At 42.1% G+C, this 26,658-nt stretch carries 15 protein-coding genes and 1 pseudogene; 2 read left to right on the forward strand and 14 right to left on the reverse strand.

Annotation, left to right across the window (positions count from 1 at the left end; translation table 11 throughout):
• Positions 1 to 225 precede the first annotated feature (225 nt).
• The 9 genes from NRI_RS02750 to greA form a co-directional block, all read right to left on the reverse strand.
• Complete coding sequence (locus tag NRI_RS02750; RefSeq protein WP_015816496.1) at positions 226 to 990, reverse strand: GNAT family N-acetyltransferase; 765 nt, start codon at positions 988 to 990, stop codon at positions 226 to 228.
• Positions 991 to 1,018: 28 nt separating this feature from the next.
• On the reverse strand, positions 1,019 to 1,456 hold the full coding sequence (locus tag NRI_RS02755) for a hypothetical protein (protein ID WP_015816497.1): 438 nt from the start codon (positions 1,454 to 1,456) through the stop codon (positions 1,019 to 1,021).
• A 469-nt stretch (positions 1,457 to 1,925) separates the two neighbouring features.
• Complete coding sequence (locus tag NRI_RS02760) at positions 1,926 to 5,645, reverse strand: FAD-dependent oxidoreductase (RefSeq protein ID WP_015816498.1); 3,720 nt, start codon at positions 5,643 to 5,645, stop codon at positions 1,926 to 1,928.
• Positions 5,646 to 5,918: 273 nt separating this feature from the next.
• Positions 5,919 to 6,374 (reverse strand): 3-hydroxyacyl-ACP dehydratase FabZ, encoded by a 456-nt coding sequence (gene fabZ / locus NRI_RS02765; RefSeq protein WP_015816499.1) that lies wholly within the window; start codon positions 6,372 to 6,374, stop codon positions 5,919 to 5,921.
• A 6-nt stretch (positions 6,375 to 6,380) separates the two neighbouring features.
• Positions 6,381 to 7,001 (reverse strand): OmpH/Skp family outer membrane protein, encoded by a 621-nt coding sequence (locus NRI_RS02770; protein ID WP_015816505.1) that lies wholly within the window; start codon positions 6,999 to 7,001, stop codon positions 6,381 to 6,383.
• A gap of 195 nt (positions 7,002 to 7,196) precedes the next feature.
• A complete protein-coding gene (fabG, locus tag NRI_RS02775) occupies positions 7,197 to 7,937 on the reverse strand; it encodes a 3-oxoacyl-ACP reductase FabG (protein WP_015816500.1) in 741 nt (246 codons plus the stop codon).
• Between the two features lie 433 nt (positions 7,938 to 8,370).
• The gene (gene rnhA / locus NRI_RS02780; RefSeq protein ID WP_015816501.1) at positions 8,371 to 8,826 is read right to left on the reverse strand and encodes a ribonuclease HI; all 456 of its coding nucleotides are present in this window, start codon (positions 8,824 to 8,826) and stop codon (positions 8,371 to 8,373) included.
• A gap of 416 nt (positions 8,827 to 9,242) precedes the next feature.
• The gene (locus NRI_RS02785) at positions 9,243 to 10,022 is read right to left on the reverse strand and encodes a class I SAM-dependent methyltransferase (RefSeq protein WP_015816507.1); all 780 of its coding nucleotides are present in this window, start codon (positions 10,020 to 10,022) and stop codon (positions 9,243 to 9,245) included.
• A gap of 2 nt (positions 10,023 to 10,024) precedes the next feature.
• On the reverse strand, positions 10,025 to 10,498 hold the full coding sequence (gene greA / locus NRI_RS02790; protein ID WP_015816502.1) for a transcription elongation factor GreA: 474 nt from the start codon (positions 10,496 to 10,498) through the stop codon (positions 10,025 to 10,027).
• A 291-nt stretch (positions 10,499 to 10,789) separates the two neighbouring features.
• Between greA and lpdA the strand changes: the two genes are divergently transcribed.
• Complete coding sequence (lpdA, locus tag NRI_RS02795; protein ID WP_015816517.1) at positions 10,790 to 12,175, forward strand: dihydrolipoyl dehydrogenase; 1,386 nt, start codon at positions 10,790 to 10,792, stop codon at positions 12,173 to 12,175.
• A gap of 33 nt (positions 12,176 to 12,208) precedes the next feature.
• Here lpdA and NRI_RS02800 read toward each other — a convergent pair whose 3' ends face one another.
• Positions 12,209 to 12,853: a hypothetical protein gene (locus NRI_RS02800; RefSeq protein WP_015816509.1), complete on the reverse strand. Its 645-nt coding sequence runs from the start codon at positions 12,851 to 12,853 to the stop codon at positions 12,209 to 12,211.
• Positions 12,854 to 12,855: 2 nt separating this feature from the next.
• Positions 12,856 to 14,646, reverse strand: coding sequence for a translational GTPase TypA (gene typA / locus NRI_RS02805; protein WP_041351507.1), 1,791 nt, complete (start codon positions 14,644 to 14,646; stop codon positions 12,856 to 12,858).
• Between the two features lie 321 nt (positions 14,647 to 14,967).
• Between typA and NRI_RS02810 the strand changes: the two genes are divergently transcribed.
• Entirely contained in the window at positions 14,968 to 17,418 is a 2,451-nt protein-coding gene (locus NRI_RS02810) for a DNA polymerase I (protein WP_015816510.1), read from the forward strand.
• A 99-nt stretch (positions 17,419 to 17,517) separates the two neighbouring features.
• On the opposite strand, the gene NRI_RS02815 is transcribed toward NRI_RS02810, so the two are convergent.
• The 3 genes and pseudogenes from NRI_RS02815 to rpoB form a co-directional block, all read right to left on the reverse strand.
• Positions 17,518 to 18,339: a cytochrome c oxidase subunit 3 gene (locus tag NRI_RS02815; RefSeq protein ID WP_015816519.1), complete on the reverse strand. Its 822-nt coding sequence runs from the start codon at positions 18,337 to 18,339 to the stop codon at positions 17,518 to 17,520.
• A 35-nt stretch (positions 18,340 to 18,374) separates the two neighbouring features.
• Positions 18,375 to 22,503, reverse strand: a pseudogene (gene rpoC / locus NRI_RS02820) (DNA-directed RNA polymerase subunit beta').
• A 57-nt stretch (positions 22,504 to 22,560) separates the two neighbouring features.
• Entirely contained in the window at positions 22,561 to 26,637 is a 4,077-nt protein-coding gene (rpoB, locus tag NRI_RS02825; protein WP_015816512.1) for a DNA-directed RNA polymerase subunit beta, read from the reverse strand.
• Between the last annotated feature and the right edge of the window lie 21 nt (positions 26,638 to 26,658).

The following is a 26,658-nucleotide window of genomic DNA, read 5'->3' on the forward strand; positions in this document are numbered from 1 at the left end:
TTGCTTTCTGTTCACCTAATGACATCCAGTCACAAATGCGTCTCCTGGTTTCTCTAAAAATACACTTCTTGAAACTACACAATAAAAAAGCGCACACAAAATCGATATATACTCAGTGACGCCTAGTTGGAAATTATTGCTGCCTGCACTTCTAAAAATACAGCACTCAGAAGCATACAACAGGAAAAAGCAGCTACAAATTCATCAGAAAAACATGGAATGTACTCAGGCACACTTTGAGTAGTACAATCCTAGCCCGCCGAGCATCTTGAAACCCATTTTCCTGTATAAGCTCTCAGAAATTGGATTGATACAGTGAGCAATTGCTACATCGCAACCTAGCTCCTTAACCAATGCAAGCCGCTGTAGTACCAATTGCACTCCTATACCACGTTGCCTATATTCCTGAAGCACACCATCAGCATAAAAACACGCTACGCGTTCATCAAGATAGAAACCACACACCCCCACGATTTTGCCATCCAAAGAAACGAGAAAAAATCGAAGCCTATTCGGATCAGCTTCTCCTATACCTCGAAATGATGGCACTAATACCCCGGGCCTATGCCAGAAAATTCTCGACGATAAATCATCAAATAACTGTACTTCTTCGAGTGTGGAAATCTGCGTAAATTTGACAGAAGTATCAATCTTACCCGAAGGTATTGTATATCTCGAAAGATCCAGGAAAGCTTTTTTCGGATTACTTGTGCGCCTGATATTATACTTACCTAGGTACATTTTTAGGACGCTCATACCTGGCTCAACAGCCCAAGACATGTCCCAACCACGCTCATTGAGCTTCGCCAGAATCGTTACAAACTCAGATTCAGTTATTGCACCCGAGCAAAACACATAATTGAACAAAGAGTCCTTGACGCCATTATAAACGATAAGATGATCCCCCACTGCAACAGTCTCCCAGTTGGAGATCTCCGCCAGATGGCAAACATACTGCTGAAGGTTACGAGAATGAAGCAAACCACTCATAGTTCACGGAATCCAGATCTTTGATGCATTAGTGATCAATACCTCGACCCGCGCTCGGTCCCAAACTAGGTGTAGAATCAGGTGATAAAATCGGACCTGCACTCTGATGAACAGGCGGAGAAACGCCCTCAAGCCTTAATACACCAGCTACCCTGCTGGCTTGTTGGGCTAATTCTGACTGCAACTCTCTAGCTTGGCTAACCACATCTGGTAAATTAAAGATGCTGAGGTCGGAGAGTTTTAACATCCCTTCGAGGAGGTTTCCCGATAAAAGACCCATTGCACCGCCGATCTGCTGGCCCACTTGATCTATGTTACCAGTTTGTGCAGAAATAACACTAGTGTTAACACCCTTTACCGGTTCAGCAACGTTCACAACGCCCCCACTCCCACCTTCTTTAGCCATCTTGGATTGGAGCATTGCCTGCTGCACTGAACCCATGCCACCGCCACCTGAGCCTTCCATAATCCTTAACTAAATTTTCAAAAACGCTTGCATGAATTCTACCATAGTGACAATAAAAAATCTCCTAAACACGGCCATCCTTTGCGCTAAACACCTCTAAGGAATACACTCTAGAACGTATAGCACGTGGGAACAAACCGAAATTATCCTCTCCTATCGAGAGTTGTATGTAGGAAAGATAAACCGCCGCCTCTCACTGCACATAAATAAAAAGAAGATAGAAGCTGTTACCCCTTACCGAAGTGTAAGTGAGAAAAATAAGCTAACACCTCTTGTGTAGATGAGAAAGACAAAAAAATTTTGAACAACCGATCTATCTCTACCAATACATCGCATGCACTACTCGTGCACAATACACCATTTTGCCTTTAATAGGTCATGAAACGGGAATACTCGCACTATTTTGTTCCACCCGAGCCTTATAACGTAAATTTCTGCATTTAATAGGTCATACAACAGAAGCACCACGTTATTTTTGTTCCATCTGGGACTTACAATACAAGTAGTTTAATTTTTCTGTTAGGGAGTTCTGTTTTAGTCTTTGAGAAAGAAAGTAAAAGTCCGTAATCTCCATATCCTGATCTTGGTTGACACAACTGTATACGTATTCTTCTTTCCCATTGATGTGTCTCCTCTGTATACACTGAGCGCATATACCTTGCATCATACACTGCATCGGCGAATTAATCGATGCAATCGCTTTTAAGTTGGGTTTGAGGATATGTCTATGCTTAGTAATAAATCTCTGTACAGCAAACATCAAGGAATCCGAACCTATAGTAATAACACGATCAAGTGCTCCAGCTTTTATAGGAAGTAATATTTCTCCTTTGATATACTTTTCTAGAGCCATTATCATATTACCCATAAGAGAAGCATCACAAGTCCTGTTAGAAGGAAATTTTCCTTCGTCGCAAACCCAGACAACACAGTCTGAAAAAGCCTCTATCATGTCCACCTTGAAACGATCGTTAAGCTTTTTGTAACCAGAAAAATAAAGCACATTACAGCCATTTTTTTTCATTGCCTCAGCTACAGAGAACAGCACTGCATTACCAAGTCCCCCTCCGATCAGAAGTACATTTTCATTTACTGGAATCTCAGTAGGTGTGCCGAGTGGACCGGTAAGAACAACCCTTTCCGCTACTTTCAGAAACTTACATAGATAGGAAGATGCACCTACCTCTATAACAATAAGCGAGATAATACCATTATTTTTGTCAACACAAGATCCTGTTAAAGCAATAGCCTCTATCTGGAAAGGAGAGTGAAAGTTTTGCAGTTTGTAGAACTGTCCGGGCATGAAATTCCTAGCAGCAAGTGGCGCACAAATACGAAGCTCATAAATATTATTTGTGAGAGCTACTACTTCCACCACCTCTGCCTTGAGCAGATGCTCCATCATCCCTAGAAATCTTCTGTTAGCGGTCTCGGGAGAGTAATCATTAACAATGTGCCTGTCGAAAGTAGGCTCTTTTGCAGGGATTGCACGGTAGTTATTGGCCTCACCGCAATCTAAGGTGTAATTGTTTTCCGCAACCTTAAGATCACCTACTTTGCTCTGGAGACTGTAGCAAGTAATGTCTGAAGCACCCAAACTGACATCACTAGATTTATGCACAGTGTGAGATCCTATCATGGAACCTGCTGATCTATGACAATGTGTATCACTCGTTTTTGATTCACTAGAAGCCCCACCGTTGCTACACTTATCACTGGATTCATGGTAGGCGAAGAAATTTTCAGCTATTTCTGAGAGAGGAGCTTTCAGCAGCTTCTCTGTTATGAGATGGTATTTATCTTTTGCACTAGCCATCGCACTAACAACGCTCCCAGCATAATTCTGATCTAGATCACCAAAAAAACTGATATTACCTTCCAAGTTATCGTACCATGAGGGAAATGTGTCCTTCAAAGCCGTACTGGCCTTAGTCCCTGTCGCTATAATAACGCTCCTTGCCTTTATTGTAAGTTTCTCACCATTTTTAAGACACAGTACTACTTCTTTTGCAGAGGCATACTCATCTAGGAGAATTTCTAATGGCTCAACCTCCTCGATGAACTCTACACCTTCACGTAGCGCGTTATCTAGTTCCTCGAAATTTATACGATATGCTGGACTATCCTGTATTCGCCTACGGTAAACTATCTTCACACCACCAAGCGATTTAAGAAATTGTGTCTTATTCTGCGTTGTTCTGAGCTTTCTAGCATGTGAAAGAAATTCGTATGCTATCAGCTTTTCCTCGTCGTTCCAATTTTTTTCTATTTCTAGAACACCGTATGTACTGATTAAGTAATCATATCTTTGTAAAAATTTCTCGACCTGAACCTTATAGTAAACGAAAGCCTCTGTTGCGGAATCCACAGCAGTAAGCCCCCCACCTACAACAACTACAGGCATACGCATTTGCAAGCAGGTCATCGAATCCTTTTTAAATGCTCCCCCAAGGTGAAGTGTCATTAAAAAATCTGAGGCAAACCGTACACCTCTAGCGAGAACATTAGTTATATTGGGGATATTGGGACTACCACTACCAACACACAGTGCTATATGCCCAAATCCTAGCCTGTTACAATCTTCAATGGTAAGGTTAGACCCAAATCTCACTCCACCAAAAACATGGAAGTTTTCCCTTCTCTCAAGGAGTAACCTTATCAATTTTAGGTAATTTTTATTCCATCTAACCGTGATGCCATACTCCATAACTCCACCAAACCCTTGAACAACTCTTTCATCAAGATTTTCGTAGAGCTCATTAATATCCCTAATTAATGCAAAGTCGTTCTTACTTTTGACTGAGCATCCATCCGCAATGGGAAAAATCTCTGCTGAACACAAATCTTTCCCTGCTGCAGTAAGATCTTCAGCACAATCTAGTCTGCGTGGCCCTGCTAAAGCATGCCCAGAACACTTATCTGAACAAGAACTTTTGCATTCATAACCCGCCCTTCCTGTATACTTTGATGGTAAAGACTCTATTTTGACACCATCTACTAAAACTACTGTGTGTCCCTCATTAATGAGATAATGCGCTAGGGTAAAACCAGCTGGACCAGAACCAGAAATAAGTACTTTCCTACCCGAGAGCTTCTTTGGAAACTGGTTTTCAGGATGTAAAGGATTCCACCTTGTTAGAAGGCTATAGATTTCAAAACCGAATGGTAACTCCAGAACAGCATCCAGAATTGCAGTCTCTATTCCCGGAATATTAACTGGCTCCTGCTTCTGGTAAATACATGAACGCATGCAGTCGTTACAGATCCTGTGTCCAGTAGCAGCACACATCGGATTATCGAGTGTCACAACAGCCAACGCAGCTATAATTTTACCTTCTGAGTATAATTTATTCATCTCAGAAATTCTTTGTCCAAGCGGACAACCTTTTTGTGTAATTCCCAATACTGATTTCCTATACCCTATCCCTGTCGAGGAAAAACCAGTTCTGCAGGTATCCTTTTTGCGGAAATGACATATTAAGCAATAACAAGCTTGATCCACACTGGACGCTTCATCCAATCCAGCATCGGCTAGGTAGAAACCATTACGTGGTTGATACCCACTCTTTTCTAGAATAACCAATCCATCCCTTTCAACACGCTCGAACCGTATAAGTGATTCAAAATTAAGCCTTTTAGGCAAATGAAATAAACCACCACAATATCCTTTGGGAGGACAGTTTGATAGAGATACACTAGAATGACACTGGCAAGTTTCCCCTGGGACACGGAAAGCGCCATCTGCCTTGTCTATGGCTTCGACCATATACAGTGCATACTGGGCAGCAATATTCAACTCTACCGAATATTTTTCTCGCTCCTTAAGCCATTCAAGGACTTTTTCCGCATACAAAAGTTCATCAAACTTGGGTGCGTTTAGAATAGTTCTTAGTCTTTGCTCTACTGTAGGAAGAGGTATTGTTTTTGTATATTCTCTTAAAGCAATCCTCTCAATAAAACTCCGCTTGCAGAGATGTATTGCGTTCGCTCTTCTTATAGAATTAGATTTTTCTTCAAATATCCCTTCTATACAGAAGAGTTTCACTATAAAGGCCTCTAAAGCAGATGCAAGTAAAACTATATCTCCCACTGGCTCCTTAAGTGAAGATAAGAATTTCGCATGCAGTCCTGCCAATTTTTCGGAATCATACAGTTCATCAACCTTTGGAAGACTGCGCCCAACAGACATTACAGTTAGAAGAAAAAATTCGTGCTAATAAAAAACGCCCAATCGCACTTCCTGAGTGTAGCACTCCTCAAAACTCTAACACAGCACTTTTCCACCCTTAAGTCAGGAGAACAATGGTCACACAGCGAAATCTGCACATCTTTACCAGGAAGGTAGCTAAAGGAAAACAACAGTTAGGCACTTGTGAAAAGCCCGCTCAAACGAAAAAGCGCATCGGAACAATATACCTGTTTGTTCGAATAAATTGAGAAAACGAACAATTTATTGCATTCATCATTCTGACTGAATTGTCGCCATAATTGTCGCCTCTACGCAGAGCTCATCAGCTATATAAGCCCCAGCTTCAAACTTCCAAAAACTCATTGATTTCTTTAATAAAGTCGCATTTAGGAGAACTTGAGTGTCCGGCAAAACAGGCTTTTTGAACTTCGCTTTCTCAATGGAGGCAAAAAAGAACGGCTTCTTATGGTACTTTTCCTCGACAGTCATCATAGCATATACACCAGCAGCCTGAGCAAGGGCCTCAATGAGCAATACACCCGGGGTAATTGGAAAACCAGGAAAGTGCCCTTGAAAAAACCAGGCATTAGAAACAGGCCTCCAACGACAAACTATAGACTGAGATTCCCTGTCAATCTTAACTACCTCGTCCAAGAAAAGGAAAGGATCCCTATGAGGGATCTTCTTTTTTATCTCCTCACAAGATAACAAGACGTCCCTAGCATCCATCACAGTCTACTTTTTCTTAGATTTAGCTGACTTCTTTTTTGAGTCACCCTGCTCAGAGAGACTGCCGTTAACATCAGATTTTATGTCAGAAGGTGCAGAACTAGACTTCACATCGCCCTCATCAGCTTTCGTCGCATCGAGTTTCGCAACAAGCTCACCTGTAATATCAGCAACTGTACCAGAATGGTACAACACTTGATTTGCACTCAAGACCAGGTCGAATTTCTCTTTGACAGCATAGTCATCGACAAATAGCTTCACTTTCTTTCCTATGTCCTCCACACGGGACATGTATTCATTCTCAATATCGGAAGCACTCTTGGCAGCATCTTTTTCAGCTGAAGAGACCTCATCTGAAAGAGCCTTTGCCTTCTCATCAAACGCCTCCTTTGAGAGGACATCTTTCTGTTTCTCAAGCCCTTTATACCTTTCCTCTATTGCGGCCCTAGTAGAAATAAACTTTTCCCGGACGGCACGCTGCTTCGCCTTTATGTCTTCCATAAGTGCTGATGCTTCTGAGGAACTTTCGAAGATGACATTTACATCGGCCACCGCGACCTTTAAATCGGCAAACGCTAAGTTAGTAGAAAGCAAAGAAACTACGAATAAAAAAGGAAGCTTACGCATCACACAAGGGATATTCAAAGACAGGTCGAAGTATACACGATAATGTCATCCAAAACCACTCATAATAAAAACCATTTCCCAAGAAAACAACAGGTAACTTCTATTAGAAAAAGCCAGCATAGCCAATGAGGGAAGCCGGACTTAATGTGCAATCTACTTGGATTAAACATCAAAAGTCCTCAGGTGCACACAGAACTATACCATCAACATTCCACCGTTCACGTGGAAAGTCTGACCTGTAATATAGCTTGCCATATCACTAAGGAGAAGAGCGACAATGCCACACAGTTCTTCAGGTAATCCAACCCGCTTCATCGGAATAGTTGGGAGCACTTGCGCAAGTTGCTCTTCGCTGAGCTTATCCGTCATGTTAGTTTTTATGAAGCCAGGTGCAATGCAATTCACCAGTACCCCCTTAGATGCGAACTCGCGAGCGAAACTCTTTGACATACCTATGATTCCAGCTTTTGCCGCACAATAGTTCACTTGACCTGGGTTACCCGTAGCCGCAACGACTGAGGAAATGTTCACTATTCTCCCATATCTTTGACGCATCATTAGCGCTGCAGCATTCTTGTTGAGTATAAAACTTGACGTCAAATTGACATTGATAACCTTCTGCCACGAATCTAGCCCCATACGTAGGGACAATTTATCATCCGTAATTCCAGCATTACAAACTAATCCATCCAGACCACCTAGTTTTTCCTTGCAGCCCTCTATAAGCAGGTGCACATTCTCCGAATCTGAAAGGTCCTGGACGATAACATGTGCTCCGCCGTCAATACTTGCATTCAGGGCGTGCAATTTTGCCTCTTTAGTACCCGAAATAACAAGTCTGGCTCCCAAAGTATGGAGATACCTAACCAAGGCTTCTCCTATACCTCCAGATGCCCCAGTAACCAGTATGCGCTTACCCCGGAGACCAAAATCCATATCAAGGACTGATAAAATAGAACCAAGAGGCAGTTTAGCACCATGCGTGCGCAAAAAACAAGAACAGATCGAGAACTATACACAACTGCTTCTAAACCTTCACGTTAATAAACCATTGGAGGAGCAAAATAGCCTTTTGGGTGAGTTCCAACCACATAAACTAACCCTCCGTGGTGACCCTAGATCGTCAAATCCTTTCTACTGCTTTGCACCATTTTTAGATATCTAATTCGTAACCTTGCACACTTCGCTTATTGAAACTTTGCCCATTCAAAGACTACGCAGAGATAGAATTAAAAGACCGTTTCGCCATCCACACCACATAAAAATCAGACTGCAATTCTGAACACTGGAAAGTCCCAATAAGACACCGTGGTCTCTTCATTAGAAGAAATTAATCACCAACGACAACACACCTAACACAACAAAAACTTTATTCAGGTTCGCAACTCATAAAAGAGGCAGCTTCTTTTCGCGCTACCTTATCAACAATCTCGTTATAATGGTCACCGTTATGAGCCTTGACCCACAACCATCGTACAGTATGTTCGGCTGCAATTGCATGTAGCCTGACCCACATTTCCTTGTTTTTCACGGCTGCTCCCGATGAGTTACGCCACTTATTTTTCATCCAACTCTTTATCCAAACAGTGATACCTCTGTGGACATAAGTACTATCCGTATACACAGTGACTCTTTTTCCTTTTTGCTCAAACGACTCCAGAGCTTTTATTACGGCAAGCAACTCCATCCTGTTATTTGTGCTATCCGCTTCTCTTCCGGAAATTATCTTTTCGTCGGCACCTCTCTGAATTATCACGGCAGCCCAACCACCGGGACCTGGATTACCTAAACATGCACCATCGGTGTATATCACGCATTCTTCCATACTGAAAACCCTAGATCGTCAATATCTTATCAATTCGGAATGAACAATGATATCGAATTATCCCTTTTCACACGCATAATTTGGTAACTATCAGTGCCATAACAGGTACATAGCTTTTGCAGCACTGACAAAATATCGTTTGAAATGAACATACTACCCTTCATTCCATGGTGTCTTAACACATGTGAAGCATCTTCGGGCTAGATTATTCATCTAACTCAACAAGTAGTTAGCCATAACTATCCTTTTTCTGCATTGTCTGAATGTATACACAACCCATTTGGGTTGAACTATGTGTCTAACTCGACAATAGTATCGATGCTATCCATTTCTGCACTGTCTTAACACATTTTGTCTTATTTTAGATCATCGAGATGACCCACAACTATAACAGTGCAAGTACTAAAAGCAGACATTCAGGCACCTTTCATTGCGACAAGCGCTAGTACTTCAAATGTGGCTTTGATTCCATCAGGACAAAGTCTTTCATATTCCGTTATGATTCTCTTGAGAGTGCCCATGGTGGTCATACCATAATTGATCCCGAAGATTGCACTACTTTGCGCAGTAGCATGTATGTCAGTGAAAAGCTTATCTACGCTTGAGTATTCGACTACTACTTTTTCACTCGTCACAACAGGAAGCACAAACCCAACTCTTTGTATAAGTCTTCCTGCATCCTTAATGTGAATAAAAGGAGAAACTCTAGGCACAAAACCATTACCATCATCTGCATTAAAGATAGCTTGTTTGAGTTCCATCAATGTCTCAGGACCAAAAAGACTAATAAGACACATACCCCCAACCTTCAAAGACCTGTATATAGCTGAAAAGGCGCCTACCAAATCGTTCACATGATGCATAAACATACCACTTATGACAAGATCGAAATTATTTTCCCCAAGTTCAAAGTTGTCATCTTCGACGACAATTTTCTTACCAGATACGGATGCTAGCATTTCGTGACACACGTCCAGGTGGACGATATTTTCAAAAGAAAGAGCTTCAAACTCTTTCAAACTGACAAGAAGTTCTCCCCTGTGGGCACCAAAATTGAGCACGTTATTGAAGTTACCGCTTATCTTCTCAAGCAGGAGTGCATATATCTCCAGTAAAAGGTAATAATGGGAGGCATCCACCCTAGCGAGACGCTTTCTACGGGCAATTATAGCTCTTGTATCGAAGAGACGCTTCAACTTTACCTAAATTCCACACCCAAGATTTTATAGGTTTTCTTACCACTCGGGAGATCTATTTCCACGATTTCACCAACCTCCTTATTCATTACTGCCTTTCCTATTGGTGAGGACACAGATATTTTTCCTTCCTTTATATCAGACTCGAGGTTACCTACAATTTGGTAGACCAAAACACTCTCATTTTCCATATTTTCTAGCGTCACGGAGGCACCAAATTTCACACGTTCGCCCGTAAACTGGGAAACATCTATCACTTCCGCTTCAGAAAGATGTAACTGCAATTCCCTTATTTTTCCTTCAACGAAACTTTGCTCCTTTCGGGCTTCATGGTATTCAGCATTCTCAGAAAGATCACCTAATTCTCTAGCCTGAGCAACTGCAGCTATAACTGACGGCTTCACCACTTTGACAAGTTTCTCTAGTTCTTCCTGAAGCTTACAATACCCCTCCCTAGTGATAGGTAACTTTCTCATCTTGTACCCTCCCAAAGACAAATATTATGCCAACAAAATAAAAGCAAGCGCCGTGATTCTACATCAAAATCCTCTAAGAGTACACAAATCATGATTTCTCCGGGACTAAAATACTTAATAAAGGAGACGGTACACAGTTTCCCTATCAGGGATTTTGCCCCTCGTTAGGGCAAGTCTGTGCAGCAGAGAACTAACCAAAAAGGAATTTCGGCGTAAAATAAAGAACAGAAAAAGATTTCCAGCACAAAATTTTTGTAATACCATTTAGGCTTGTGTCGCTTTTTTGTGAGAATGTCCGAGAAAGAGTTTGATGTAGTTGTCATAGGCGGTGGCCCTGCTGGATATGTGTGTAGTATAAAAGCGGCACAACTCGGTATGAGGGTTGCATGTGTAGAAAAACGCACTTCTCTCGGTGGGACTTGTTTGAACGAGGGATGTATCCCTTCTAAAGCGCTACTTCACTCGTCCTACGCTTACTACTCTGCTAAAAAGCACTTTGATGTTCTTGGTGTAGAATGCTCTGATGTAAAGTTGAACCTAACAAAAATGATGGAAAATAAATCCAGAATAGTGACGGAATTGTCCCAAGGCATCGAGTTTTTATTCAAGAAAAATAAGGTTACGCGGTTTACTGGAACGGGCAGCATAATAGACAATGGTGATACAGAGAAAAAATCCATCATTATTGACAAAACTGAGATCATACACACAAAGTATGTTGTTCTTGCAACTGGTTCCGAGGCGGCTGAGCTTCCATTTATAAGATGTGATGAGAAAAGCATCTTATCATCACGTGGAGCACTAGAACTGGACTCCGTGCCCAAAAGCATGATTATCGTTGGAGGAGGAGCAATAGGACTGGAAATGGCTTCCATTTGGTCAAGACTTGGCACTGAAGTCACCCTTATAGAATATGCGAACAGGATCGCAGCAACCTCAGATGGTGAAGTCAGCAACTATCTTCTGAAATCACTAACAAAACAAGATATCAAGTTCTATCTCTCCAGTAGGATTACGGAGATAAAAAAAGAAAAGTTTCTTTCTGCAACCTTTGAGAAAGATGAAAAAATAGAAAGTATATCAGCAGAAAAAATTCTAGTCGCCGTTGGCAGGCGTCCATACTCAGCCAATATCGGTGTTGAGCTAGAGAAGAACCCATCTGGTTTCATAAAGGTGGATAAGAATTTCCAAACCAGCATTCCTGGAATATATGCCATAGGGGATGTAATTCCAGGGGTAATGCTAGCCCACAAAGCCGAGGAAGAAGGGGTGGCTGTCGCGGAAATCCTAGCAGGTAGGACAGGCCACGTTGGATGGATTCCATCTGTGATATATACTCATCCAGAAGTTGCAAGTGTAGGGAAAACCGAAGAAGAATTGAAAGCCATAGGTGTAAAATACAAAGCCTCCAAATTTCCATTCGCAGCCAATAGTAGGGCTAAAACGACTAATGACACAGAAGGTTTTGTAAAGATGCTAGTAGATGAACACGACACCATACTTGGTGTGCACATAGTCGGAGCATCTGCCTCTTCACTTATCGCTGAAGCCGTCCTGGCAATGGAGTATGGTGCTTCAGCAGAGGATATCGCAAGGACCTGTCACTCCCACCCAGATCTAAACGAAGCAATGAAAGAAGCCGCCTTAGGAGCATTTTTCAAACCAATACACTCTTAAGTAATCCCAGTTTGGAATTACTTGCTACATGTTTTACAGTCCGTTGGTGCAGTACGGGTTTGTTTGTTGTGTATCATAAAGCAATTTCTCCTCTCTCTCCGTCATCGTAGAAAGTGTTTCGGTCATAGAACTTTGGCTTGCAAGCACATCGTCTAGAACTGAATTCAGTTTGTCAACATAGACTGATGATTCTCTACGGTCCACAACCGAAGAAAAAGAAGAAAATGACCCCAAAATAAAGAAAAAGACCATTAAGGCAGCATAGCCCGAAACTGCAAGCCTTCCCTCTTTGTAAAAAAAGGTAACAACTGTAACGCCAACAGTACTGATTACCTGAGCCAGTACTTCAGCAATGAAAATAGGTTGAATGCACCTGTTTAGCTTTTTCGACGGAACACTCCTATCTCTTGAAGGAGACAAAATTATACAAGCTTTTTCGTAGGCAGTTTTTATATTATTGCACGTACCACTTCTAGTATAACTTACATAAAGTACAGACAAAGAAATAAAAACCTGCAGCAAAATGCTCGTCGCCAGGAGTATGTAAGTAACTTTTTTTTGCCCACGCACCATGCTCAAAGCCATGGCTGCGCCCCTCAACCCCGCCACAAACAAGACTTCTAGGAATACGCCAAAATACTTACTCTGTACGTTTTTCTTGCTTTTTGGATACTTCATCTTTAGATGTTCCGTTTTTTCCTCATATTGGGATCCAATACCTTTTTACGCAACCTCAGAGACAATGGTGTCACTTCAACAAGCTCATCATCGTTAATATAAGCCATCATTTCTTCTAACGTCATCAGCAGGGGTGGACTAAGCCTAACCGCCTCATCACTACCGGCAGCACGAATATTGGTTAGCTGCTTACCCTTGAGGACATTTACATCAAGGTCATTACCTCTGTTGTGCTCACCCACTATCATTCCACAGTAGACTGGATCCTGTGGTTTTACAAACATTATGCCCCTATCCTGTAAATTGAAGAGTGCATAAGCAACAGCCTCACCTTGTCCATTCGATACCAAAACACCATTAGATCTACTATCTATTTTCCCAGAGTATGGTGCATACCCATAAAATACTTTATTCAGTATACCACTTCCTCTCGTATCTGAGAAGAACTTACCATGATATCCAATCAACGAACGTGCAGGAATATGATATACCAACCTCACCCTTCCTCCCGGATAGTTTTCCATCGATTGCATGATCCCTTTCTTTGTGTTTAGGGTCTCCATTACTATCCCTGCGTATTCTTCATCCATATCGATTGTAAGCTCTTCGATCGGCTCCATTTTTTGACCATTCTCGTCGATTTTTATCACTACCTTTGGCCGTGAAACAGATAATTCAAAGCCCTCTTTTCTCATGTTCTCGATTAGAACACCGAGCTGTAATTCCCCACGTCCCATAACTTCAAATTGCCCTTCTCCTTTTTCTTCCATTTTTATGGAAACGTTTGTCTTTATCTCTTGTAGGAGGCGTGCCAAAATCATACGAGAAGTTAGTTTATTTCCCTCTTTACCAGTGAAAGGAGAAGTATTGACAGAGATGTTTATGGAGATGGTAGCAGGATCAATTGGAATAGCATTAATTGGTATACCTACGGACGGATCACATACAGTATCAGTGACCGATGTATCTGCGAAACCAGCAATAGCAATTATTTCGCCTGCTTCTGCGTTTTCAACAACCTTCTTCACCATGCCTTCAAAAATTTGCAACTTAGTTATGCGGGAATTCTCTAACAATTCCCCATTCAAATTTATTGCCTTTACGAGTGCATTCACTGAAATAGAACCCTGCTCTATCTTGCCAATTAAAATCCTTCCAAGGAAATTGTCATTTTCAAGCATCGTAACAAGCATTGAAAAAGGTGCCTCTCTATCATATTTCCGGACAGGGGTGTACTCTATTACTGTTTCCAACAGTGGGACGAGGCTTTCTCGCTGATCATTGAGATCACGGACACACCAACCGTCTCTGCCAGATGCATACAAAACCGGAAAATCTAGTTGCTCATCATCCGCTTCCAGAGCGAGAAAAAGGTCAGATATTTCATTGATGACCTCTTCAATTCTCCTATCTGGACGATCAACTTTGTTTATTATCACTATAGGCCTCAATCCTACCTTAAGCGCCTTTGAGAGGACAAACTTTGTTTGCGGCATAACACCCTCCGCACTATCAACGAGTAGCATAACAGAGTCCACCATTGACAGGATGCGCTCTACCTCACCTCCAAAATCTGAGTGTCCTGGTGTATCTATCAGATTGATTTTCACATCCCCATAAGATACGGAAGCAACTTTTGAGAACATTGTAATACCACGTTTCTGTTCCAATGGATTCCTATCCATGCCGACTTCATCCAAGACATTTGCCTGCCTTAGCAGATTATTAGTTAACGTTGTTTTTCCGTGATCCACGTGAGCAATTACGGCTATGTTTAGAGTCTTGTTATTCATATAAACCCAGGGCTACTCGTGGAATTATAGCATAAATAATATTGAGGACACCGAGATTTCATATCAAGATGCTATTTTTTTTACAAAAAATTACGTGAGCAAATACAGTAGCTTGGGAACACACTAAATCTTGAAAAGCACACACAACGCATCGCCGAGAAGAATAAAATAATTAAGAAACTAAAAAACCTTCCTTAAATTGAGACAGTTTCATCAAATGATGAGCCAACAGTACAAGTCACTAATCCTATACAGTATAAAACGTGACTAACCATTCATATGTAGTACAATTCACACTCTGATACTAGGGAAAGGTACTCAATGTCTGAAACCTTAATGATAATAGACGCATACAACTTCCTTTTCAGTGCGTACTTTGCTCTGCCAAACCTTACACATAATGAACTGCCAGTGGGGGCGGTATACGGTTTCCTAAACATATTGCTAAAACACCTTCGAACCAAACCAGAATATTTAGTGGTTGCACTGGATAATGGCAAATCCACATTTAGGGAGACTATATACAACAATTACAAAGCAAACAGACCTCCAGTTCCTGGAAACCTGACCCCACAGTTCGCTCTTCTTAGGGAATGCGTAGATGTTTTAAATCTTAATCCACTCGAAATTGAAGGGTTTGAAGCTGATGATATCATAGCAACTCTGGTAAGAAAGTTTTCTAAAAGTGACCTAAAAATAAAAATACTCTCGACTGACAAGGATCTTATGCAACTTGTAAGTGAGAATGTACATGTCATAAATCCGATAAAGAACAGGATCATAGGGGTTAACGAAGTTAAGGAAAAATTTGGTGTATTTCCAACACAAATGACGGATTTTCTCTCCCTCGTTGGTGACACATCTGATAATATTCCAGGAGTACCTGGAATTGGTGTGAAAACAGCTGCAAAACTTCTTAACACATTCGGTGCAATAGACAACTTCAGACTTAACGAAGTTTCACCAGCAAGAATTAAAGAAAGTCTTCTTAGACATCACGGTCAGCTTACGCTATCAAGGAAACTGGTCTCGCTTGTAGATGATATAAACATTCAGTGTTCCCTCGATTGCATACGCTATCAGCAACAAGACGGTACAAAACTATTAGCCTTTCTAGAAAAATATGGCTTTAAAAACCTTATTCCAAAGCTAGTCAAAAGTACTCCTAAACAGTCACTACATGTTACAAAATCAACAAATAAAATCAATGATTTTAGTCTTAGTGCCAAATATGAAGGCCAGATAACCATTTATAAAAATGGAAAAGAAATCATTTTTAGTACACGAGAAACCTCAATCGTAGGAGATCTAAACACGGTCCAAGACCTACTTACAGATCAATCAATAAAGAAAATTTTTCATAGTGACAACATACCACACCCCGACCCTGCAAATGAATCTTTTGAGGATCTAAAGGTAATCGCTTATCCTCTGAATACTTTGAACACAGATCTTGAGTACTTGTTCTCACACTACCTTGGAGAAACTTCTCCAGAAGCATTTCATAAAAGACTAAATGAACTTTATGACAAACTACGCAATGCAATGTTCACAGAAAAGGTATTGACTCTCTACTATAAGGTGGACAAACCTCTGATTAATGTCATAAAACACATGGAAAAAAATGGCATATCCCTGGATGTAGAACAACTCCTCTCACTATCTACGCAAATATCAGGTAAATTAGAGGAGATAGAAAACAAGATTTTTGATACTGCCGGAAAGACTTTTTCTCTGCAATCACCGAAGCAACTCGGGAAGGTATTATTCGAAGAAATGCAGATACCTGTGCAGAAAAAGTTAAAAACTGGTTTGTCCAGTACAGACAACGAAGTGTTAACTAGCCTGAGTAGTCAGGGGTATGAGATCGCAGATTACCTTCTCTCTTGGAGACACTATATTAAGCTGAAAACTGCGTATATAGATCCACTTCTTCTTAAGGTAAATCCCAGCGAAAAAAAACATCGTATCTCCACTACCTATTCCACAACACTTACACTTACAGGCAGGTTGAGCTCGTCGAATCCAAATCTTCAAAACATACCAAGAGAAAAAAACATACGAAAAATTTTTACAGCAAAAGAAGGACATTATTTTTTATGTGCAGATTACTCTCAGATTGAACTAAGGATTCTTGCATACATCGCAAACGTAGAGCGTTTGAAATGCGCTCTTGCCAGTGGCACAGATCTACACACACTTACAGCAAGTCAAATTTTTAAAACGGATAAAATTACACCAAATTTGCGCAACAAAGCCAAGGCAGTGAATTTCGGCATAGTCTACGGAATAACAAACTTCGGACTATCAAAACAGCTCGCGATCTCAAAAGAGGAAGCAGCCTCATACATACAAAAATATTTCGATGAGTATCCAGAAATCAAAAGCTATATGAATCACATAAGAAATCAAGCAAAAAAAGATACTTACGTCAAAACGATAATGAACCGTAAATGTCCCATTCAAAATATAAATAGCGATAATCGTGCGATCTCACTCATAGCAGAGAGGTCTGCTATAAATGCTCCTATACAGGGTACTGCCGCAGATATAATACGCGCAGCAATGGTTCGAATGGCACAAGAAAAAGAACTACTCTCACATATGGTAATGCAAGTACACGACGAGCTTGTATTCGAGCTCGAAACAGATGCAATCCAACAACTAGCAAAAAAAATAAAGCAAATAATGGAAGAACCCCACGGAATACCACTCTTAGTAGAGCTGAAACACGGGCCAAACCTCGGAGAACTGGAGGTATTAAAACTATAGCAAAACTCCTGAACCCAAAAAGAGCCGAGCCCTACAACACGCAGGGCAAGGAAAATCAACTAGAAGACACGTATCCAGCGCCTGATGCATCAGTGCAGACTAAAAAGTTACACTCAGCCAGTACAAAAATACAAAGAGCAAAAGCCAGACTACATCAACAAAGTGCCAATACCAAGCAGCAAACTCAAGCCCCAAATGATTTTGAGCAGTGAATTGTCCAGCTCTGGCGCGAAAGTAGCAGACTGCAAGGAAAACCGTACCAATAACCACATGAAGCCCATGGAAACCGGTAGCTATATAGAAGTTAGATGAGTAAATCGCCTTATAACCTTCCTCAGCAAGAGCGAAAGTAGAATGGTAATATTCGTAGCCCTGCAGGCAAGTAAAAATCAAACCAAGCACCACGGTATACAAGAGCCCTCTGACAACGCCGTCGTTATCACCCTTAAGTACAGAACGATGCGCCCAAGTCACAGAAGCACCTGAGAGAAGAAGAATCATCGTGTTAAGAAATGGCAAATTCCACGGATTGACAGCTAAAATACCCTCAGGAGGCCAAGCCAATCTGACTCCAGGCCAGGGACCATCCATAACATATGCTGGGTCAAGCCAAGCCTTGAATATCGACCAGAAAAACGTAAAAAAGAACATCACCTCCGTAAAGAGGAACAACACCATTCCTATCCTCAATCCTCTCCGAACAATGGAGGTATGCGCTTTACCTGTGACACCTTCAGCTATAACATCACGCCACCAGTAAAACATACAAGCCAAAAGGAGCCCTGTGCAAGAAAAAAGCGCAAATTGGCTATAGGGAAACGAATGCATGAAAAACGCAGCCGACGCAAGCATCCCAAAAGAAGAAGCAGCTGTAAAAATAGGCCAGGGACTAGGATTCAAAACATGGAAACCACCACTCATATTCAACTACACCTCGAAAAACAACAAACAGCACACTACACGGAGGTCACGTCACTATCCACTCCAACAGACACCTGTTTACCTTGTCGTTCGCCGATAAACTCGCGCTTTAATTTATCGATAAAGTATCCAGCACCAACAGGTAACAGCCTGCCTGCTATAATATTCTCTTTCAGACCTCTTAGTCTGTCAACCTTACCGGCAACTGCAGCTTCAGTTAACACCTTGGTAGTTTCCTGAAATGACGCTGCCGAAATAAACGACTCTGTCTGCAAACTTGCTCTCGTAATACCTAACAGGACTGGTATATAAGAACAGCATCTCAACCCCTGCGACGCCATAACCTCATTGATCCGCTCTACACGAGACTTATCAATCTGCTCCCCAATAAGGAAAGTCGTATCACCAGCATCAGTGATCTCAACCTTTTGTAGCATCTTACGAATTATAACTTCTATATGTTTATTATTGATTTTAACACCCTGCAACCTGTAGACGCGCTGTATCTCGCTAATCATATACTCCGCAAGAGCCTCCAAACCAAGCACCCTGAGAATCTCGTGCAAATCTGGGTCACCATCCATGAGGGGCTCACCCCTTCTAATAAAATCACCCTCACTAACAATCAAATGTCTACCCTTTGGTACAAGGTACTCATAAGTCCGTTCTTTATCTTCACGCGACCTGACAATAACTTTCCTCTTTGATTTATAGTAATCCTTTGCGAATTCAACGTAGCCATCAATTTCACTAATCACTGCGTTAACTTTAGCTTTCCTTGCTTCAAACAGCTCGATCACGCGAGGCAGACCACCAGTAATATCACGAGTCGTCGTTGACTCCTTCGTGATCTTCGCAATCACGTCTCCAGCTTCAACAACATCGCCATTCGACACATTAAGTATCGCTCCAAGCGGCAGTAGATAAACCGCATCTTTAGAGTGCTGGCACGTTGCAACTGAACCACCCTCATCAAGTATCTCAACACGCGGACGCAACCCCGAAGAGTACTCTGCTTGACGCCAATCAACAACCATCCTATTTAGAATGCCGGTACTTTCATCATGAACTTCATTGTATGAGACACCTTCTATCATATCCGCATAGGATACCGTACCGGATGCTTCTGCTATTATAGGTACAGTGTACAAATCCCAGTCGGCTAACTTCTTCCCAATCGGAACGACCTCACCCTCTTTGACATATACGGTCCCACCATACTGCACCCTACCTTGGAAGTGTTCTATACCAAGAGAATCAACCAGCAAGATCTCAAACGACCTACTTAAGACAACATAGTTGCCATCACGGTCCGTAATCAAGTTCGCGTTTGTGAACTTAACCTTACCCCCACAAAACGCAACCATACTCGAATTTTCCACTCTGCGCGTCGCTGCACCACCAACGTGGAATGTTCTCATCGTGAGCTGCGTTCCAGGTTCGCCCACCGACTGGGCAGCAATCACACCTACTGCTTCACCAAGGGCAACCAACTTCCTATTTGAAAGATCTGCACCATAACACTTGCGACATATACCGTGTTTACTTTTGCATGTGAGAACCGAACGAATCCGAACCGAATCTATACCAAGTGACTCTATTCTTTCAATTGACTTATCATCGAACATCTCTCCTGCACGCACTATGACGGAACCATCCGATGGATCTATAATATCAGTCGCGGAAACTCTACTGAATATACTGTCACTGAGCGGTATAATCACCACACCACCCTCAACAGTAGCACGAACCACTAACCCATTCGAGGAGCCGCAATCCTCTTCAACGATAATGGAATCCTGTGCTACATCAACTAGCCTACGAGTCAGATAACCAGAGTTCGCAGTTTTTAATGCTGTATCTGCGAGTCCCTTACGGGCGCCATGCGTAGAGTTAAAGTACTCTAAAACGCCCTGTCCTTCCCTCAAATTTGATATGATCGGATTCGGGATAATCTCACCGGATGGCTTAGCCATCAGCCCACGCATTCCAGCAAGCTGCTTTATTTGCGCGGCGGAACCCCTAGCACCAGATTGTGCCATCATGAAAATGGAATTCATCTCTGCAACACTTTCGTACCCAGAAATTCCGTCCATCATGTCTTTTGCCACAAGGTCTGTACATTTTTGCCACGCATCAACAACCTTATTATATTTTTCGTGTTTGGTAATCAAACCCTCTTGATACTGAAACTCGTATTCCTTAACTTCTTCGTTTGCTCTTCTCACATGCTCCGCTTTTGTCGGAGGCACAACCATATCATCTTTCCCAAAGGAAATACCTGAGAGCGTCGCATACCTAAAACCCAATTCCATGATGCCATCTGCAAACTCAACAGTTTTGCCGTGACCACAAGTCCTATAGACTAAATCAACCAGATTGCTTATATCTCTAACCGTAAGCACCATGTTTATACTTTGAAACGGCACGCCTTTCGGAAGAATCTTGAATAACTGTAATCTACCAAAAGTTGTTGTATAAACCTTTATTTCACCATCTAGTTCAATTCCGCATTTGATTTTAGTATGAAGCCCAATATCACCATTTGCAAAAGCATACTCAGCTTCCCATGTAGCACAAAAAGTCACCGGATGAACAACATCTCCTTTCTCCTCGAGGCTCAGATAATACACACCTAGAACTATATCCTTAGATGGGACAATAATCGGCCGCGAATTCGCTGGATTGAGGACATTATTCGTCGACATAACAAGCAACCTAGCTTCAACTTGTGCCTCAATAGACAAAGGAACGTGAACAGACATCTGATCACCGTCAAAATCAGCGTTAAATGCAGTACAAACCAACGGATGCAATTGTATTGCCTTACCTTCAATAAGAACTGGCTCGAACGCTTGGACACTCAGTCTATGGAGTGTAGGTGCTCTATTCAAGAAAACGGGGTGCTGATGAATAACCTTTGCAAGTACATCCCAGACTTCTGGCTGTTCATTTTGCACCATCCTTCGAGCAGTCTTGATCGTCGGCGCAATTCCATAAAGCTCCAGTTTGGAATATATAAAGGGCTTGAACAACTCCAGCGCAATTTTTTTTAGGCAGACCACACTGATGGAGCTCTAGGGCCGGACCAACAACTATCACGGATCTCCCAGAATAGTCTACGCGTTTACCAAGGAGATTTTGCCGGAACCTACCTTGTTTCCCCTTCAGCATATCACTAATGGATTTGTAAGGTCGTTTGTTACTACCTTTAATAACTTTTGCACGACGCCCATTATCGAAAAGTGCATCTACAGCTTCCTGTAACATGCGCCTTTCGTTATTTATGATGATATTAGGCGCCTTCAGATAGATCAGACTTTTCAATCTATTGTTCCGGTTAATCACCGATCTGTACAACGCATTCAAATCAGAGGTCGCAAACCTTCCGCCATCCAACATAACAAGTGGCCTAAGATCAGGTGGCATTACCGGTATAACATCTAAAATCATATCAACAGGCCTACTGTCTGATCCAAGAAACTGTTCTACTAGACGGAGCGTCTTAATAATCTTTTTCTTCTTTACTTCAGAATTTGTTGCAGCCGCTTGAGAGCGCAATTTCACTGCCATCTTTTCCAGATCCAGTGAGGCAAGCATATGCCTAATAGCCTCAGCACCTATCATCGCAGTAAACGAGTCAGGACCGTATTCACGAACTGCGTTCATATAGGCGTCATCGGTTATGAGCTCGTTTTTAGTAAATGTAGTAACGCCCGGATCGATTACTATGTACATTTCAAAGTAGAGCACCTTCTCCACATTTTTAAGCGTCAAGTCCAACAAGATACAAATCTTCGATGGAAGAGATTTTAAAAACCATATGTGCGCAACAGGACTAGCCAGTTCTATATGCCCCATACGCTCACGGCGCACCCTAGAGGAAGTAACTTCTACACCGCACCTCTCGCAGATTACCCCACTGTATTTAATCTTTTTATACTTTCCACAGAGACACTCGTAACTCTTTGTTGGACCAAAAATTTTTGCACAGAAAAGACCATTTTTTTCTGGCTTGAATGTCCTGTAATTAATAGTCTCAGGCTTGGTGACCTCCCCATAAGAGAGAGACCGTATCTTATCAGCACTCGCAAGGGAAATCTTGATACCATCAAAATCAACCGAGCCGCCCCCGTTCTGGCGAAAACTCCTAAAATCTCCCATAAACAAAAAGTACCACCCCTATAGAAATCGAAAGCAAATATTATTTTTAATCAACTACTACCGTCCCGATACCGCTAATGGAAGATCACTAAAATCTTCCTTTCTTTCCAAATCGGAACAAAACTCAACATTTAAACACAAAGCCCTCAGCTCATTCATCATCACATTAAAGGACTCGGGAACACCATAGTAAAAATCATTATCACCACGTACTATCGAATCATATACATTGACGCGACCTACTACATCGTCAGATTTGATAGTAAGCATCTCCTGTAACGCAAATGTTGCACCATAAGCCTGCAACGCCCAGCATTCCATTTCACCAAAACGCTGTCCACCAAAATGTGATTTCCCTCCGAGTGGCTGCTGCGTTATCAAACTGTAGGAACCGATAGAGCGCGCATGAATCTTATCGTTTACTAAGTGATGCAATTTCAGCATATACTTGCATCCGACAGTAACCTTCCTATCAAACTTCTCACCAGTTACACCATCATACAGGACTTCCTGACCCGAAGGATCTTTACCTGCGAGAACCAAAAGCCTTTCTATCTCGTCTGTTTTAGGCCCTTCAAAAACCGAAGCCGCAACAGGAACACCCCTTCTCAAAGAACGCGAATATTCGACTATTTCAGTATCTGTCATCCTCTTAAGTCTCGCCATCATTTTCCTATCGTTCTTGTAAATCTCAAGAATCAACGACTTCACCTCAGAGTAGTTACCTTCATCGAGCAATTTCGAGATTTTTTTACCCAAATTATATGCAGCCCAACCAAGATGTGTCTCGAGAATTTGACCCACATTCATCCTTGAAGGTACACCTAAAGGATTAAGTATGATATCCACAGGTGTACCATCAGCTAAGTAAGGCATATCCTCAGCCGGAACTATCCTGGAAATAACACCCTTATTTCCATGCCTACCAGACATCTTATCACCTGGCTGAAGGGTATGTTTCACAGCAACAAAAACCTTGACCACCATCAGGACACCCTGTGCCAAATCATCATCACCTCGAATTTTTTCGAAATTCTCCTCATAGGTCTTGTTAATTTCGTCAAAGCGATCAACAAACCTCTGCCTCAAAAGCTTTATCGAAGAGATTTCATCAACACTAAGCTTCCACCAACTCTCCCTATCTATCTTTTCAAGAGCCTCTCCCGTAATCAAATCACCCTTCGAGATTGGTGCTAAAGTATTAAGAGCAACCTTACCAACCAACATCTCCTTGAGGAGCGAGTAGATATAGTTCGTCAACACCGCAAGCTCATGATCACGCCTTGCTTTTTCGGCATCAATCGCCTGTTTCTCTATTAACAATGCCCTACCAACCTTTTCTATACCTCGGCGCTGTAGTACCTTTACATCCACTACACAACCAGATACACCAGGCGGTAAGTACAGAGACGAATCTTTCACATCAATCGCCTTCTCTCCAAATATGGCACGAAGCAACTTTTCTTCAGGTGTCACAGGCGAACTACTTTTAGGCGTCACCTTTCCTACCAGAACATCTCCAGCCTCGACGTTTGCCCCAACACACGCTATGCCAAACTCATCAAGACAGTGTAAAAACTCTTCTGCCACACCAGAAACATCCCTTGTTATTTCCTCAGGACCCAGCCTTGTATCGCGAACAACGCATTCAAAACCTTCTAAGTGCACTGAAGTGAAAAGATCATCACGGACAACATTACTCGAAATGACAACGGAGTCCTCAAAGTTGTAACCACGCCACGAAAGAAAAGCCACCACCAAATTCCTTCCCAGAGCTAGTTCACCCTGTTGAATCGCTGGTCCATCAGCAAGAATATCACCTTTTTTAACACGCTGCCCCTGATAGACAACACAACGCTGGTGTATGCACGTATTGTGATTTGACTTTCTAAACTTACACAACGTATAAGAATCAATCCAGAAATCGTCCTTTGACTCCGACGCAACAACGATATTCCTGGCATCTATATACTGTACAATACCCGCACGTTTGGCAACTATTACGGCACCAGAACCACGCGCCACATAGCCTTCCATCCCGGTCCCGACCAATGGTGCTTCAGGCACGATAAGTGGTACAGCTTGTCTTTGCATGTTGGAACCCATGAGAGCTCTATTTGCATCGTCATTTTCCAGAAAAGGAATTAAAGAGGCAGCGACCGAGACTATCTGCTTAGCGGATACATCTGCAAACTGAACTTCACTACGTGGAATAAAAACATTTTCATAATTCCTACGACAGTACACCAGATCGTCGAGTATATAGCCTTCTTCATCAACACGAACGCTAGCTTGACAAATATTTGCCTTTATTTCATCAATCGCAGAAAGATATGTAACCTCGTCGGTAACACGGCCGTCACGTACATAGCGGTAGGGTGTCTCTATAAAACCATACTTGTTAATCTTTGCATATATAGCAAGACTATTTATCAGTCCAATAGTCGCACCTTCTGGTGTCTCCGTTGCACAGATTCTACCGTAATGCGTGGTATGCACATCTCGTACCTCGAATCCTGCCCTGCCTCTATTCAATCCACCCGGGCCCAAAGCTGATATACGACGTTTATGTGTAATTTCTGAAAGCGGATTAGTCTGATCCATGAACTGCGACAGTGCCGAAGACATGAAAAATTCACGAATGACAGCTCCAAGAATTTTAGAATTTATCATTTCACACGGCATCACCGTATCAAAATCGGCGGTTGCCATATTTTCGACAATGACCTTGGCCATTCTCACAAGTCCGATGCGAAACTGATTATCCATAAACTCTCCAACAGACCTAACGCGCCTATTGCCAAGATGATCTATGTCATCAACGTCCCCGACCTCCCTTTGTAAAAGGGCCAACTCTCTTACCGTACAAAAAATGTCCTCCTTCGTCAAAACAGTCAGACTCTCGTCATGACTCAGATTAAACTTAGCATTTAACCTGATTCTACCCACGTTCAGGAGATCGTATCTCTCAGGAGAAAAAAAGAGCGACTCAAACAGCTTCTCTGCAGATTCAATAGAAGGGATCTCACCTGGTCGAATAACTCTGTATATTGAGAGCATTGCCTCTTCATAAGAGCAATCGTACTGCAAAACGGTACTGAATATGTAATTACCCTTCAGCTCGACCAACTTAATAGAATCCACATCAAGAAATTCCAATTTTGCAACATGCTCCTTGGTCAACCTTGTACCATGTGGAAGAAGAACTTCTCCTTTAGCCGAAACAAGATCATCAGCAAGGTACATGTCCTTCATGACTTCCAAATCCATATAGCAATAACGCAACCCTTTTGCATATAGATTTCGCGCCAATACTATGGAAATCCTGTTACCCTTCGCTAAAACTAACTCACCTGTCTCCGCATTGATAAGATCGTACTGAAGACGAACCCCCTTGAACCTTTCCGGAACAAAGCAAACAGTCCACTTACCATCCTTCGTTAAGCGACACTCCGAGACCTCACAAAACTGAGCAAAAATATCCTTATTCGACAACCCCAGAGCTCTAAGCAAAAGAGTGACCGGAAGTTTTCTCTTTTTATCTATTCGAAAATACAATACGTCCTTAGCATCAAACTCAAAGTCCAACCAAGAACCCCTATAAGGTATGATACGCGCAATATAATTGAGCTTACCGGAGATCGACCTAGCCTTGTCATTATCGAAAAACACTCCAGGTGCACGGTGCATCTGAGATACGACAACCCTCTCCACACCATTTATTATGAACGTCCCGTTCTTAGACATAATGGGTATGTCACCCATGTATATCTCTTGTTCTCGTACATCCTTTACCGCTGGTTCAGTCGACACCCCCTCACCACCTTCACCAGATGTCTCATCACCAAAAACAACTAGCCTAAGTATCGCCCTGAGCGGCGCCGAGTATGTAATACCTCTTTCAACACATCCATATTCGTCATGCTTGGGCTCACCCATTCTGCAGCTCACAAACTCAAGGGAAGCCCTACCATATCCATCATTCACTGGAAAAACGGATGCAAAAATATCGTTGATTGAAGAGACAGCATCACCTCCACCTACAAACGAAGCGTAAGAATCCTTTTGGACTTTCACCAGATCAGGGAAGTCAAAAAGCAGCTCATCGAAGTATAACCTGTGAAATCCAGACATAAGAGAAGAAACAAGAAAACG

Origin of the sequence: Neorickettsia risticii str. Illinois (assembly GCF_000022525.1) — a bacterium.
Classification (GTDB): Bacteria; Pseudomonadota; Alphaproteobacteria; order Rickettsiales; family Anaplasmataceae; genus Neorickettsia; species Neorickettsia risticii.